Origin of the sequence: uncultured Sphingopyxis sp. (assembly GCF_900078365.1) — a bacterium.
GTDB lineage: Bacteria > Pseudomonadota > Alphaproteobacteria > Sphingomonadales > Sphingomonadaceae > Sphingopyxis.
In genome coordinates this window covers 3,213,450-3,227,023 of the sequence record NZ_LT598653.1, presented here as the reverse complement: position 1 = coordinate 3,227,023, position 13,574 = coordinate 3,213,450, and the positions used below count along the sequence as shown (strand labels likewise).

Below are 13,574 nucleotides of genomic sequence, written 5' to 3'. Positions count from 1 at the left end.
CTTGGGGGAGAAGGATATGAAGCCTTGCCGCGGAGCGGCTAGGCGGAGTTGGATGAGGGCGGCCGGTTGCGTCGGCGAGGCCGGCCGACCCTCACCCAGCTCCAGCTAGGCGGCAAGCCGCCAAGCTTTCGCATCCCTCTCCCCCAAGGGGAGAGGGACGTTAACGAAACGTCGCCTGTCCTGCGCCGTCGATATTGAGTTTCTGGCCCGAGCAATAGGGGTTCGCATCCGAGACGAACCATACCACCGCCGCCGCGACGTCGGCGGGGACGGCGACGCGGCCGAAGGGCATTTTGGCGTCGAGATGGTGGATGTCGGCGTTGCCGGTGATCGCGCGCGAAAGCTTCTCGCCCATGTCGCTAACGGTGAGCGCGGGGGCGACGATGTTGACGCGGACGCCGTTCGCGAGTTCCTCCTTGGCAAGCGTCAGGGCGAAGGCTTCGCCCGCCGCCTTCGCCATCGTGTAGGGCGCGCCGTTCGGCGAGTTTACATAGGTGGCGATGCTCGAAATGACGATGATGTCGCTGCGCGCGTGGGTGCGCAGTTGCGGGAGCGCGAGGCGCGAGAGGCGGTGCGGGCCGGCGGCGTGGACGGCGAAAAGCTTGTCGACTTCGGCGGGGTCGGTGTCGGCCACCGCAAGACCGCGGCTCGCGATGCCGGCGTTGTTGACCAGGATCGACATCGGGCCGAAATCGGCCTCGACCGCCGCGACCATCGCGGCGCAGGCACCCTCGTCGGTGACCGACGCCTGATAGGCCTTCGCCTTGCGGCCGAGCGCCCGAATCGCGGCGACGGTTTCGGCGGCGGCTTCCTCGCCGCGGGTGTAGTTCACCGCGACGTCGGCGCCCGCCTCCGCCAGCCCCAGCGCGATGCCGCGGCCGATGCCGCGCGAGGCGCCGGTAACGAGCGCGACGCGCCCCGCGAGGTTCATGTCGGTCATCTGTCTCTCTCCCTTTTCTCCCCTACCGCAAGAGGGAGGGGCAATGAGGCTTGGCAGCTTGCTGCCTGGCCGCAATGAGGTGGGCAGGCGACGTTCGCGCATGATGCCCACCCCGCTGCGACTAGCGCCTGCTGCGCAGGCCCAAGTCTCGCTGCCCCTCCCGTATATGGGAGGGGAGAAAAGGGGAATGACGTTTCCGTCAACGTAAGCTAGCTTTCGCGCCATGAGCTGGAAAAAGGAAATTGAAGAACTCGCCGCGCGCCGCGCGATGGCTGAGAAGATGGGCGGTGCGGAAAAGGTCGCGCGCCAGCACGGCCGCGGCAAGATGGACGCGCGGGCGCGCCTCGCGGGAATCGTCGATGCGGGGAGCTTTCGCGAGATCGGCAAGATCGCGGGGCGCGGGACCTATGGCGCCGATGGCGAACTCGAGGACCTCGCCGCGAGCAATTTCATCTTCGGGCGCGCAAATATCGAGGGGCGGCCGGTCGTCGCGTCGGCCGACGATTTCACCGTGCGCGGCGGCGCGGCCGACGCGGCGCTGCACAGGAAGTTCGTGCAATGCGAGGCGATGGCGCATGAATATCGCCTGCCGCTGATCCGCATGATCGACGGCACCGGCGGCGGCGGGTCGGTCAAGACGCTGGAGGATATGGGCTATACCTATATCCCGCACGTGCCGGGCTGGCACGAGATCATCGCCAACCTCGACACTGTGCCGGTGGTGGCGCTCGCGCTCGGGCCGACCGCGGGGCTGGGCGCGGCGCGCGTCGTCGCGAGCCATTACAGCGTGATGGTGCGCGGGCTGTCGCAGCTGTTCGCGGCGGGGCCCGCGGTCGCGGCGGCGATCGGCGACACGCTCGATCGTGAGGAGCTTGGCGGCAGCGACGTGCATACGCGCAACGGCGTCGTTGACGACGAGGTCACGAGCGAGACCGAAGCCTTCGCGGCGGCGCGGCGGTTCCTGTCCTATCTGCCCTCGTCGATCCACGACCGCGCGCTTCGCACCGAATGCAGCGATCCGGTGAGCCGCCGCGACGAAGCCTTGCTGTCGATCGTGCCGCGCGAGGCGAAGCAGGTCTATTCGATGCGGCGCATCTGCTCGGCGGTGTTCGACCAGGGCAGCGTTTTCGAAATGGGCGCGCGCTGGGGGCGGGCGGCGATCACGGCGTTCGCGCGGCTCGACGGCTGGCCGGTCGCGGTGCTGGCGAGCGACCCCTCCTATCTCGGCGGGTCGTGGGACGCGAAGACGAGCGAGAAGGCCGAGCGGTTCGTCAAGCTCGCCGACCAGTTCCGGTTGCCGATCGTCCATCTGGTCGACAATCCGGGCTTCATGATCGGCGGCGAGGCCGAGCGCACGGGGACGATCCGCTACGGCGTGCAGGCGATGAACGCGATCTATCGCGCGACGGTGCCGCTCGCCTCGGTCGTGGTGCGGCGCGCCTACGGGATCGCGGGGAGCGCGATGTCGAACGCCGAGCGTTTCCAGTATCGCTTCGCCTGGCCGTCGGGCGACTGGGGCAGCCTGCCGATCGAGGGCGGGGTCGAGGTCGCGTACAAGAGCGAGCTCGAAGCCGCGGATGATCCGGCGGCGCATCTGGAGGCGATCCGCGAGCGGCTCAACCGCGTGCGCTCGCCGTTCCGGACGGCGGAGAAATATGGGGTCGAGGATATTATCGATCCGCGGGATACGCGGCCCTTGCTTTGCGAGTTCGCGGAATTGGCCTGGCGGGTGCTGAAATAGACCGGCCATCCCCTCCCGCTTGCGGGAGGGGCAGCGAGACTTGGGGCTGCGCAGCAGGCCCTAGTCGCAGCGGGGTGGGCATGTGGGGCAGCGTTGCCAGCCCACCCCACTGCGGCTAGCCAGCAAGCTGGCAAGCCTCGTTGCCCCTCCCGCAGGCGGGAGGGGAGGGTTTGGGAGGGATCATGCCCACGCAACGCCATCTCGGCATGGACTGGCTCAGGATCGGGGCGTTCGCGCTGCTCATCCTCTATCATATCGGCATGTATTTCGGGCCGTGGGGCTGGCATGTGAAGATCGACCCGGTGATCGACTGGGTCGCGATCCCGATGTATGCGACCAACGGCTGGCGCCTGCCTTTGCTGTTCCTCGTGTCGGGCTATGCGAGCGCGGCGCTGGCCGGAAAGCTCGGCGGGGCGGGGGCGTTCGCGAAGTCGCGGAGCGCGCGGCTGCTGATCCCGCTCCTCTTCGGGGTCGTGGTCGTCATCCCGCCGCAGCCGTGGATCGAACTGGTGACGCAGCACGGCTATGCCAAGGGTCTCGGCGCCTTCTGGACCTCGGACTATTTTCGTTTCGGCACGCTCGACGGGATTGTGCTGCCGACGTGGCAGCATTTGTGGTTCGTCGTCTATCTGTGGGTCTATACGATGCTCGCGGCGCTGCTGCTCGCCCTCGTTCCGGCCGCGGCGCGCGGGCGGTTTGCCGGCGGAGCGGCGCAGCTGCTGCGCGGCTGGGGGCTGCTGATCGTGCCGATGCTCGGGTGGCTCGCAATCTATGCGGCCTTTCCGGGTCATGACGAGACGCATGCGCTGTTCGACGACGGTCCGTCGCATCTCCATTATCTGATGGCCTTCGGGGTGGGCTGGCTGCTGCGCGCGCGGCCGGCGCTGTTCGAGAGTGTCGCGCGCTGCTGGAAGGCGGCGGCTTTGCTGGCGGTCCTCGCCTTCCTGCCGGTCGCCTGGACCGAGTGGACTTGGCCCGGCGACACGCGCGCGCCTGGCTGGGCGGTCATCCTGTTCCATGTCGCGCGGCTGGTGCAGGGCTGGGCGGCGATCGTCGCGCTCGTCGGGGCCGCCGATCGCTGGTGGAACCGCGACCATCCGAAGCGCGCGATGCTCGCCGAGGCGGTGTTTCCCTTCTACATCATCCATCAGACGATCATCGTCGTCGTCGGCTGGTATCTGCTGCAAGCCGGTGTCACGGCACTGCCCTCCTTCCTGATCCTGCTCGTCGCGACCGCGCTCGGATGCTGGCTTTTCTATGCGATCGGGCGCAGCATCGGCTGGCTGCGGCCGCTGATCGGACTGCAGCGCAAGGAGGGGAGAGCGGCATGGGTGCGTTGAAGGGCATATTGGCGATCGTCGGCGTGGCGATGATCCTCGTCGGCGGACTGTGGGCGCTGCAGGGGCTCGACATCGTTCGCTGGCCGGCGAGCAGTTTCATGCTCGGCGATACGACATGGACGCGAAATGGCGTCGTGGTGGCGGTGGTCGGCGTGGTGCTGGTCTGGTTCGCGCGCAAGAAATAGCAATCGACTACAAATGTAGTTGATCTGTGTTGCGTACGTGATACACCTCCAACCGGCCGGGGCTGGAATGGAGACAGGAATGATTCGCCTATTGCCCGCCCTGTTGATGGCAGCCGCGATGGTCGCCGGACCGACATTTGCACCGCCGTCCGCGATGGCGGCGGATGATGTCAGTGCCGATGCGGTCGCCGAGGCATATGCCGCGCTGCTCGAACGCGATTATCTCTACCCCGAAACGGGCAAGAAATATGCCGACGCGATCCGTGCCGCCATTGCGGCGGGGCGTTACAAGGGGCTCTCCGGCGAGGCGCTGGGCGCGGCGATCGACAGCGACGTGAACGCGGTTGCGCCCGACGGGCATTTGCGGCTGCGCGTGCCCGAAGCGACCCCGCCCGCACCGGGCGGCGCCGCACCGGTGCGCCGCCCGCCGAAGGTGCCGGTCGAGCAGGCGGGCTGGATCGCGCCGGGGATCGCTTTCGTCCGCTTCAACGTCTTTCCGATGGACGATGCGGTGACCGCCGAAGCCGCGAAGTTCATGGTCGACCATGCCGATGCCAAGGCGATTATCTTCGACATCCGCACGCATAATGGCGGCGGGCTCGACCAGATGGACGTCATCTTCCCCTGGCTGTTCGGCAAGGAAACGCGGCTGGTGACGATGGCGACGCGCGCGTCGGTCGATGCCGAGGGCGGATCGCCGATCGCGGGCATCGCCTCGATGCGGATGGCGAAGGGCGATGCGGGCATGGTCGCGCGCGAGCATTGGGCGACGCCGAACGCGGATAAGCGGCTGCGCGACGCCAAAATCTATGTGCTGACCTCGGGCGCGAGCGCCTCGGCGGCCGAGCATTTCGCGCTGGCGATGAAGCATACGGGGCGCGGGGTCCTTGTGGGTGCGCCGACCGCGGGCGCCAATCATTTCGGGCGCGGCGAGGATCTGGGCGGCGGCTATGGCGCCTTCATCCCGGTCGGGCGTACCTATGATCCGGTGACGGGCAAGGATTGGGAGGGCGAAGGGGTTCTGCCCGACATCGCGGTCCCGCCGGCCGAGGCGTTGGAGCGTGCGCTCACCGAACTCGGCGTCGCGCCCGCCGAGGCGAAGCGGCTGTCCGACGCGCATATGCCGAGCTGGCCGATGGAGCGGCGCAAAGCGAGGGGGGCGAAATAGGCGGGCACGCGAAAACCCCTCTCTTCGTCATGCCGGACTTGATCCGGCATCCCGCTTTCCGAGGTTGAAGCGGGACCCCGGATCAAGTCCGGGGTGACGACTATTGAGATGCGAGTTTGATGAGCGCTTCGCCGTCCACCCGCATCACGGTCCATTCGTCCATCAGCTTCGCGCCGAGACTTTTATAGAAGCCGATCGAGGGCGTGTTCCAGTCGAGCACCGACCATTCGAGCCGCGCGCAATCACGCTCGACGCAAAGCTTGGCGAGATGCGCGAGCAGCGCCTTGCCGAGCCCCGAGCCGCGCGCTTCGGGGCGGACGAACAAATCCTCGAGATAGAGGCCGGGGCGTCCCTCGAAGGTCGAGAAATTGTGGAAGAAGAGCGCGAAACCCTGCGCTTCGCCGCCGATCTCGCCGATCAGAACCTCGGCATAGGGGCGCGCGCCGAAGAGTTTTTCGCCGAGCTTCGCTTCGTCGAAGCGGACCTCGTGCGCGAGCTTTTCATAGGCGGCGAGGTCGCGGATGAACCGCGCGATGAGGGGCAGGTCGGCGGGCGCGGCAGGGCGGATGGCAACGGTCATGCGCGCGCTGTGTCCAGTCGGAGGCCGGCTGTCAAATTTCGACCGGTAGCGGGCCTTCCCTCTCCCCTCCCTTTTAGGGAGGGGTTGGGGGTGGGTAGCCGCCGAAGGCGGCGTTCTTTGTGGGCTCGCTTCGCTCGCGCACCCACCCCTAACCCCTCCCTAAAAGGGAAGGGAATGTCTCAAATCCACCCCAAAGGCGACGGCCTCGGAAGGGTCGCTTCAATGCTGGCCTGCGTCATGCCGCCTTGCCGTGGAGCGTATCCATGCTCACCGCGCTGCCCGCCTCGATCTCGGCCGCCTTGGCTTCGACGAGCTTGACGATGTGCGCGATCATGTCGGCGTCCTCGACATGATGGTCGGTGACCCCCGACAAGAACACCATATGCTTGCCGTTGCCGCCGCCGGTGATGCCGATGTCGGTCTCGCGCGCTTCGCCGGGGCCGTTGACGACGCACCCCAATACCGAGAGCGACATCGGGGTCTTGATGTGCTGGAGCGCCTCCTCGAGCGCCTGCACGGTGCGGATGACGTCGAAGCCCTGCCGCGCGCAACTGGGGCAGGAGACGACGCGGACGCCGCGGGTTCTGAGGCCGAGCGATTTCAGGATTTCATAGCCGACGCGGATTTCCTCTTCGGGTTCGGCCGAGAGGCTGACGCGGATCGTGTCGCCGATGCCGGCCCAGAGGAGGTTGCCGATGCCGAGCGCCGACTTGACCGTGCCGCCGATCAGCCCGCCCGCCTCGGTGATGCCGAGGTGCAGCGGGCAATCGACCGCGTCGGCGAGCTGCGCATAGGCGGCGACCGCGAGGAAGACGTCGCTCGCCTTTACCGCGACCTTATATTCGTGGAAGTCGTGGTCCTGCAGCAGCTTGATATGGTCGAGCGCGCTTTCGACGAGCGCCTCGGGGCAGGGCTCGCCATATTTTTCGAGCAGGTCTTTCTCAAGGCTGCCGGCGTTGACGCCGATGCGGATCGCGCAGCCATTCGCCTTCGCGGCGCGCACGACCTCGCCGACGCGTTCGGAGGAGCCGATGTTGCCGGGGTTGATGCGGCGCGACGACAACTTCGCCCAGATGATCGAAGTGGCCTGCCGCCGCCCATGTTGCCGGGGTTGATGCGCAGGCACGCGGCGCCCGCGTCGGCGGCTTCGAGCGCGCGCTTATAGTGGAAATGGATGTCGGCGATGATCGGGATGCGTGCCGCGCGGACGATCTTCCCCAGCGCCGCGGTCGAATCGGTATCGGGGCACGAGACGCGGATCAGGTCGGCGCCGGCGTCCTCGCAGCGGCGGATCTGATCGATCGTCGCGGCGGCGTCGGACGTCAGCGTATTGGTCATCGTCTGGACGCTGATCGGCGCGCCGCCGCCGACCGGGACGTCGCCGACCATGATCTGGCGGCATTCGCGTCGTGCAATATCGCGCCAGGGGCGCAGGCCGGGATTGTGATCGCTCATCGCTAGTGGCTCGACAGATAGGGAGATATGCGCCGCTCTTTAGCGGGGCCGGGGCGGCTTGGCAAAGCCAAGCGGCGGCGGGCGGCTTGTGGCGGAGCGGCCGCGGCCCTATGCTGGGCGGATATGCGGCGGAGGCTTTGTTGCTCCACGCGTCGCGATCGGCGATTTCCCGCCAGACATGAGAGACTATTGATGCGTTTTTTCGACACGGCCGGCGCTGGCCTTTCGCTCGCGGCCGCAGCCATGTCGGCCCCCGCTTTCGCCCAGGATGATCCGATCGCGGGCGGCGGTAGCCCGTTTTCGCTGTCGGGCGAGGTCGCGGTCGTCAGCGACTATCGTTTCCGCGGCCTTTCGCTGTCGGATGAGGAAATCGCGCTGCAACCGACGCTGACGCTCAGCCACCAAAGCGGCTTTTACGTCGGCGTCTGGGGCTCGACGATGCCCGACAGTCCGCTGTCGGGGAAGTTCGAACTCGACCTGTACGGCGGCTATGCGACCGAGATCGCGCCCGGCACCTCGGTCGATGCCGGGGTGATCTGGTACAGCTATCCCGGCAACCGGAGCTGGGCCGGGCCCGCCGATTATGTCGAGTTCAGCGGCAAGCTGTCGCACGACATCGGGCCGCTGTCGGCGACCGGGACCATCGCCTATGCGCCCGCGCAGCGGTCGAAGGGCGACGGCTGGTATTATAACCTCGGCCTCGCGTCGGGCATCCCCAATACTCCGGTCACGGTCCACGCCGGGGTCGGCTATTCCGACGGCTCGCTTGCGCTGACCGCGCCCGCAGGCGATTATGTCGACTGGTCGCTCGGCGCCTCCTATGTCGTCGGCCCGGCGACGCTTTCGGCGCGCTATATCGACACCGACATCAAGAAGACGGGGGTGAAGGCAATCGATACGCTTTACGACCCGACGGTCGTGTTTACGCTCGGCCTTTCCTTCTGATCGCGCGCAGGCGTGCGATTCCGCATAATATAATTTCGCGGCGCGCATATATTCCTAATCACCTGTTGCACAAAAGTCGCATCGCGCCGTTTTAACGCGGCGGATGCGGCTTTTTCGTTTGTGCGCCGCACCAATCTGGTGAAGATCGACGCACGCACGACGGGACCAGACCCGAAAAGAGGCCGGCAGCCGTGCGGCAGGCAGGGACGATCCATCAACCAACAGGGATCTGTCCATGAAAACTCTCGTACGCGCGTGCATCGGCGCGCTTGTCGCCGCGACGGCGATGTCCACCCCCGCTTTCGCCCAGGAAGAAGAAGCCAGCGACGGCATCACCATCAGCGGCAATGCCACCGTCGTCAGCGACTATCGCTTTCGCGGCTTCAGCCAGTCGAACGAAGAGGCCGCGATCCAGGGCGGCTTCAGCATCAGCCACGACAGCGGCCTTTACGTCGGCACCTGGGGATCGAGCATCGGCTTTGCCAACGGCACCGAAATCGATGTTTTCGGCGGCTATTCGACCGAGGTCGCCCCGGGCCTGACCGCCGACATCGGCGCGACCCTCTATCTTTATCCCGGCACGTCGAACAGTTCGGTCATCGAGCCTTATTTCTCGGTCTCGGGCGACCTCGGCCCGGCTTCGATCAAGACCGGCATCGCCTGGGCGCCGGGCGGCCAGGATTCGCTCGGCGACGACAGCGGCGTCTATATCTATACCGACGCCGGCGTCGCGATCCCCAGCACGCCCTTCACGCTGAACGGCCATATCGGCTTTGCAAAGAGCGACAGCTTCCTGGGCGGCGCCGACGGTGAAGTCATCGATTATTCGGTCGGCGTGTCGGCGAGCTACAAGATGCTCACCGGCAGCGTCGCCTATGTCAACACCGATGCCCCCAAGGCCTTTGGCTACAAGGAATCGGTCGGCGCCGACGGCGCCGTGATCTTCACACTCGGCGTCTCCTTCTGACGCCGGCGCCGGGGCGGTCTCAGGGGGAGGCCGCCCCGCTTTCCGGATTCAATGCCAGCGCAGATTGGCGCGCGAGAGGTCGGCCAGCGACCTTGCGCCCATCAGCTTCATGCCGCGCTCGATCTCGGCGCGGAGCAGGGCGACTGCGCGGCTCACGCCATCCTCGCCCGCCGCGGCGAGCGCGTAGAGATAGAGGCGGCCGCCCGAACAGGCTTTGGCGCCGACCGACAGCGCCTTCAGCACATGCGTGCCGCGCGTGATGCCGCCGTCGCAGATCACTTCGACCCTGTCGCCCACGGCATCGACGATTGCGGCGAGCGCGTCGAAGGGGGCGATGCTGCCGTCGAGCTGGCGTCCGCCGTGGTTCGACACCATAATTGCGGTGGCGCCGATGTCGGCGGCGCGCTTCGCATCCTCGACCGCGACGATCCCTTTCAGGCAGAAGGGGCCGTCCCACTTTTTGCGGATCGCCTCGGCGCGCTTCCAGTCGAGGCTCTGGTCGAGCATCGAGGTGAAATATTCGGCGACCGACCTGGGCACGCTCGATCCTTCGGACACATGCGTGGCAAGGTTGGGCAGGCTGAATTTCTCGCGCAGCACATAGTTGAGCCCCCAGCTGGGTTTGGCGGCGTAGGAGAGCATGTTGCGCGCCGTGAAGCGCGGCGGCGAGGTGAAGCCCGAGCGCAGGCAGCGTTCGCGGTTGCCGCCGACGATGGTGTCCACGGTGAGCGCGACGGCATCGAATTGCGCCGCGCGCGCGGCGTCGAGCATCGCCTGGTTGAGCCCCTCGTCGTGATGGACATAGAGCTGGAACAGCTTGGGACCGGTGGTCAGCGCGCCCGCTTCGGCGAGGCCGATCGTCGCGAGGCTCGAAATGCCCGCGACGGTGCCGGCATTGGCGGCGGCGCGGAGGACGGCGCGCTCGCCCTGCCAGTGGAAGAGGCGCTGGAGCGCGGTCGGCGCGAGGAAGAGCGGCATCGCGATCTCGCGCCCGAACAGCGTCGTCTTCATGTCGACACTTTCGACGCCGGCGAGCACGCGCGGGATGAGGTCGCAGCCGTCGAACGCCGCGCGGTTGCGGCGGCGCGTGACCTCGTCGTCGGCGGCGCCGTCGATATAGTCGAACACCGGCCACGGCAGGCGGCGCTTCGCGAGCGCGCGGAAGTCGTCGATATTGTGGCAGTCGGTCAGGCGCACGCTTGCTCCCCTTTCAAATCGTCATCCCGGCGAAGGCCGGGATCTCACCCTCTCGTTTTGCCGCACCGGCGAGATCCCGGCCTTCGCCGGGATGACGAATGAGGGGGCGGGGGTCCATCAGAACACCGTCCGCGCCGCGACGGTCCCCTTGGTCGCGAAGCTGAAGCGCGGTTCGACCGCGAGATCCTCGTCGAGGATATGCGCCGCGACGCGCTTTCCCACCGCGGGGCCGTTCTTGAAGCCGTGTCCCGACCCGCCGCCGACGAGCCAGACGCGTTCCTGCCCGGGCAGGCGGTCGATCAGATAGTCGCCGTTCGAGCTGTTCTCATATTGGCAGACGCGCCCGCCGAGCAGCGGGGCGCCCGCGAGACCGGGGAAACGCCGCGCGACATAGGCGCGCGCTTCGGCGATGCCCGCCGGGGTGAGCTGGCGTTCGAGCGTGTCGGGGTCGATCGCCGGACCGTGCGTGTCGAACGCGATCTTGAACCCCGCGCCTTCGAGGTCGGGGATGCCGTAAACGATGCGGCCGTTGTTGAAATCGGCCCAGACGGGAAGCTCGGGCGGGGCGAAGCGCGTGTCGCCTTGCGGCGCGCCGAAATGATAGACTTCCTGCCGCGTCGCGACGATCTTGTTCATCAGTTGCTGCGGGAAGAGTTCGGCGATCCACGGGCCCGCGGCATAGACGAGATGATCGGCGGTGCCGCCGTCGGGGAGCGTGTGGCGCTTCGTCCGCTTCGAGAAGAGCGGCGCGGGCATGACGACGCGTTCGACCTCGATCTGGGCGTCGGCGATCAGTTCCTGCACGCCGCGCGCGGCGATCAGCGCGCCCGCCTCGGTCTCGAGGATGCCCGTCTCGCCCTGATAGAATTGGATCTGGCGATATTTGTTCTGGAGCCAGCTGACGTCGCCATGCTCGTGGCGCACGCGGTTCGCCTGCAGCCAGGCGAGCGACTGTTGGGTGTAGGCCTCGCCCTGCGGCGCGAACCAGAGCACGCCGGTGTTGTGGAAGATCGGCGCGCTCGCGCTGTCGGAAAGCTCTTTCCAATATTCGAGCGATTCGCGCGCCATCTCCGAATAGAGGGTGTCGGCGCCATAACCCATGCGGATGACGCGGCTCGCTCCGCCCGACGAGCTGCGCGCGTTGCCCGCGCCATAGGCGTCGAAGAGGCGCACCGACTTGCCCGCGCGGAGGAGATGCCACGCGGTCCACGCGCCGAAGACGCCGGCGCCGATGATCGCGACATCGACATGCTGGACCTTGGGCTTGGGCGGCTTGCGCTTTTTCGAGCGGCGCTCCTTGCGCTCGGCCGCCGCCGCGCTCGCCGCGACGGGCAGCGCCGCGAGGCCGGTCAGCAGCGCGCGGCGCGAAGGACTATCGGCCAACGGTCGCGCCTTCCTTCTGCTTGTAATAGCGATAGCCGCCGACCCAGGTTTCGAGCGGCGCCATGCGGCGGATCTCGTCGGGGCTCGCGAGCATCGGGTCGGCGTCGACGATCAGGAAATCGGCGCGCATCCCCGGCATCAGCGTGCCGATGCGGTCTTCCGCAAATCCCGCATAGGCCGCGGTGCGGGTGAAGCCGTCGAGCGCGGTCTCGCGGCTGACCGCTTCCTCCGGGCGCCAGCCGCCGAAGGGTTCGCCCTTGGCATCGGTGCGCGAGATGGCGGCGGCGATGCCGGGGAAGGGGTTGGCGCTTTCGACCGGCACGTCCGAACCGAAGGCGAGGCGGACGCCCGCATTCTGGAGGCTGCGCCACGCATAGGCGCCCTTGAGGCGGTCTGGGCCGAGGCGCGCTTCGGCCATGAGGCGGTCCGATGGTTGGTGGATCGGCTGCATCGAGGCGACGACCTTGAGCTCGGCGAAGCGCGCGATGTCGGCGGGGTCAATGATCTGCGCATGTTCGATGCGCCAGCGGCGCTCGCCGGGCAGGTCGGCGGTGAGGTCGGCGATGGCGGCGAGCGCCTCGGCATTCGCCGCATCGCCGATCGCGTGGATCGCGACCTGAAACTTGTCCATCGACGCGCGCACCATCTTGTTGCGCAGCTGCGCGGGGGTGAGGAGGGGAAGCCCCTTCTGTCCCGGCGCGTCGGCATAAGGCGCCTTCAACCACGCGCCGCGCGAACCCAGCGCGCCGTCGAGATAGAGCTTCACCCCGACCATGCGCAGCCGGTCGTCGTAGAGCCACGGTGTCGGTTCGGACCCGGCGATGATCGCCATATTGTCGATGTCGCCGCCATAGGAGAGGATGCGCACCGCGAGCTGCTTCTTGTCGCCTGCGCGGCGATAGGCCTGCCATTCCTCGATCGTCGTGCCCATGTCGGCGATCGTCGTGATCCCCTGTTCGAGCAATTTCTGCTGCGCCAGATACAGCGCGCGGTCGAGGTCGCGCGCGAGCGGCTTGGGCTTGGCGCCGTCGATCAGGCGCATCGCGGCGTCGACGAAGACGCCGCTCGGCTTGCCGCCCGCCATTTCGATGCGGCCACCCTCGGGCGACTTGCTCGCGGGGGTGATTTTCGCCGCCGCCATCGCCGCGCTGTTCGCCCAGCCGGCGTGGCCGTCGACGCGTTCGAGCCAGACGGGGCGGTCCGGCACGGCGGCGTCGAGATCGGCGGCGGTCGGGAAGCGGCCGAGGCCCCATTTCTCCTGATTCCACCCCGACCCGATGATCCACGGCATTTCGGGATTTTCGGCGGCATATTTGCGGATCGCCGCCTGCGCTTCGGCGAGGCTGCCGGTGCCCGACAGGTCGAGAAGCATCAGCTTGAAACCGAGCCCCATGACATGGCCGTGCGCGTCGATCAGCCCGGGGATGAGGGTCTTGCCCTTGCCGTCCTGCTTGAAATCGGGGCGTTCGGGGCGCTTGTCCTTGCGGCCGAGCAGCTGCTTCACCTTGCCCTCGGTATCGATGACGAGCCCGGTGAAGCGGACGAGCTTGCCGTCCTTGTCGAGCGTGATGCCGTTGACATTGTCGATCAGCGTGTCGGCGTGCGCGGGGGCGGCGAGGGTGAGGGCGAGAAGGGCCAGCAATCCCATCCCGCAGGCGGGAGGGGCAGCGAGA

The 13,574-nt window shown here is 67.4% G+C and carries 11 protein-coding genes and 1 pseudogene; 6 read left to right on the top strand and 6 right to left on the bottom strand.

Features of this window, described 5'->3' with window-relative positions; translation table 11 throughout:
- Positions 1 to 160 precede the first annotated feature (160 nt).
- The gene (locus QZL87_RS14985; protein ID WP_295320875.1) at positions 161 to 940 is read right to left on the bottom strand and encodes an SDR family oxidoreductase; all 780 of its coding nucleotides are present in this window, start codon (positions 938 to 940) and stop codon (positions 161 to 163) included.
- Between the two features lie 223 nt (positions 941 to 1,163).
- Here QZL87_RS14985 and QZL87_RS14980 point away from each other — a divergent pair, with 223 nt between their 5' ends.
- The 4 genes from QZL87_RS14980 (at position 1,164) to QZL87_RS14965 (ending at position 5,374) form a co-directional block, all read left to right on the top strand.
- A complete protein-coding gene (locus tag QZL87_RS14980) occupies positions 1,164 to 2,681 on the top strand; it encodes a carboxyl transferase domain-containing protein (protein WP_295320873.1) in 1,518 nt (505 codons plus the stop codon).
- A gap of 182 nt (positions 2,682 to 2,863) precedes the next feature.
- Positions 2,864 to 4,021, top strand: coding sequence for an acyltransferase family protein (locus QZL87_RS14975; protein ID WP_295320870.1), 1,158 nt, complete (start codon positions 2,864 to 2,866; stop codon positions 4,019 to 4,021).
- Positions 4,009 to 4,206: a hypothetical protein gene (locus QZL87_RS14970; RefSeq protein WP_295320867.1), complete on the top strand. Its 198-nt coding sequence runs from the start codon at positions 4,009 to 4,011 to the stop codon at positions 4,204 to 4,206. The genes QZL87_RS14975 and QZL87_RS14970 overlap by 13 nt, the downstream gene beginning before the upstream one ends.
- 79 nt (positions 4,207 to 4,285) lie before the next feature.
- Positions 4,286 to 5,374, top strand: coding sequence for a S41 family peptidase (locus QZL87_RS14965; protein WP_295320865.1), 1,089 nt, complete (start codon positions 4,286 to 4,288; stop codon positions 5,372 to 5,374).
- 100 nt (positions 5,375 to 5,474) lie between these two features.
- Here the strand turns inward: QZL87_RS14965 and QZL87_RS14960 are convergent, their stop codons facing one another.
- Together QZL87_RS14960 and ispG are read right to left on the bottom strand one after the other, a co-directional pair.
- The gene (locus tag QZL87_RS14960) at positions 5,475 to 5,954 is read right to left on the bottom strand and encodes a GNAT family N-acetyltransferase (RefSeq protein WP_295320862.1); all 480 of its coding nucleotides are present in this window, start codon (positions 5,952 to 5,954) and stop codon (positions 5,475 to 5,477) included.
- Positions 5,955 to 6,189: 235 nt separating this feature from the next.
- Positions 6,190 to 7,409, bottom strand: a pseudogene (ispG, locus tag QZL87_RS14955) (flavodoxin-dependent (E)-4-hydroxy-3-methylbut-2-enyl-diphosphate synthase).
- Between the two features lie 192 nt (positions 7,410 to 7,601).
- Between ispG and QZL87_RS14950 the strand changes: the two are divergent.
- The gene (locus tag QZL87_RS14950; RefSeq protein ID WP_295320860.1) at positions 7,602 to 8,354 is read left to right on the top strand and encodes a TorF family putative porin; all 753 of its coding nucleotides are present in this window, start codon (positions 7,602 to 7,604) and stop codon (positions 8,352 to 8,354) included.
- A gap of 235 nt (positions 8,355 to 8,589) precedes the next feature.
- Entirely contained in the window at positions 8,590 to 9,321 is a 732-nt protein-coding gene (locus tag QZL87_RS14945) for a TorF family putative porin (RefSeq protein WP_295320858.1), read from the top strand.
- 48 nt (positions 9,322 to 9,369) lie between these two features.
- Here the strand turns inward: QZL87_RS14945 and QZL87_RS14940 are convergent, their stop codons facing one another.
- The 3 genes from QZL87_RS14940 to QZL87_RS14930 all read right to left on the bottom strand — a co-directional run bounded on the left by QZL87_RS14940 (position 9,370) and on the right by QZL87_RS14930 (position 13,549).
- Positions 9,370 to 10,518: an alpha-hydroxy acid oxidase gene (locus tag QZL87_RS14940; RefSeq protein WP_295320855.1), complete on the bottom strand. Its 1,149-nt coding sequence runs from the start codon at positions 10,516 to 10,518 to the stop codon at positions 9,370 to 9,372.
- Positions 10,519 to 10,635: 117 nt separating this feature from the next.
- Complete coding sequence (locus tag QZL87_RS14935) at positions 10,636 to 11,901, bottom strand: FAD-dependent oxidoreductase (protein WP_295320852.1); 1,266 nt, start codon at positions 11,899 to 11,901, stop codon at positions 10,636 to 10,638.
- The gene (locus QZL87_RS14930; RefSeq protein WP_295320850.1) at positions 11,891 to 13,549 is read right to left on the bottom strand and encodes an amidohydrolase family protein; all 1,659 of its coding nucleotides are present in this window, start codon (positions 13,547 to 13,549) and stop codon (positions 11,891 to 11,893) included. The genes QZL87_RS14935 and QZL87_RS14930 overlap by 11 nt, the downstream gene beginning before the upstream one ends.
- Between the last annotated feature and the right edge of the window lie 25 nt (positions 13,550 to 13,574).

Excerpts from the sequence above, each read along its gene's own strand:
- QZL87_RS14985 (WP_295320875.1), bottom strand. The coding sequence starts at position 940 with ATGACCGACATGAACCTCGCGGGGCGCGTCGCGCTCGTTACCGGCGCC.
- QZL87_RS14980 (WP_295320873.1), top strand. The coding sequence starts at position 1,164 with ATGAGCTGGAAAAAGGAAATTGAAGAACTCGCCGCGCGCCGCGCGATG.
- QZL87_RS14975 (WP_295320870.1), top strand. The coding sequence starts at position 2,864 with ATGCCCACGCAACGCCATCTCGGCATGGACTGGCTCAGGATCGGGGCG.
- QZL87_RS14970 (WP_295320867.1), top strand. The coding sequence starts at position 4,009 with ATGGGTGCGTTGAAGGGCATATTGGCGATCGTCGGCGTGGCGATGATC.
- QZL87_RS14965 (WP_295320865.1), top strand. The coding sequence starts at position 4,286 with ATGATTCGCCTATTGCCCGCCCTGTTGATGGCAGCCGCGATGGTCGCC.
- QZL87_RS14960 (WP_295320862.1), bottom strand. The coding sequence starts at position 5,954 with ATGACCGTTGCCATCCGCCCTGCCGCGCCCGCCGACCTGCCCCTCATC.
- QZL87_RS14950 (WP_295320860.1), top strand. The coding sequence starts at position 7,602 with ATGCGTTTTTTCGACACGGCCGGCGCTGGCCTTTCGCTCGCGGCCGCA.
- QZL87_RS14945 (WP_295320858.1), top strand. The coding sequence starts at position 8,590 with ATGAAAACTCTCGTACGCGCGTGCATCGGCGCGCTTGTCGCCGCGACG.
- QZL87_RS14930 (WP_295320850.1), bottom strand. The coding sequence starts at position 13,549 with ATGGGATTGCTGGCCCTTCTCGCCCTCACCCTCGCCGCCCCCGCGCAC.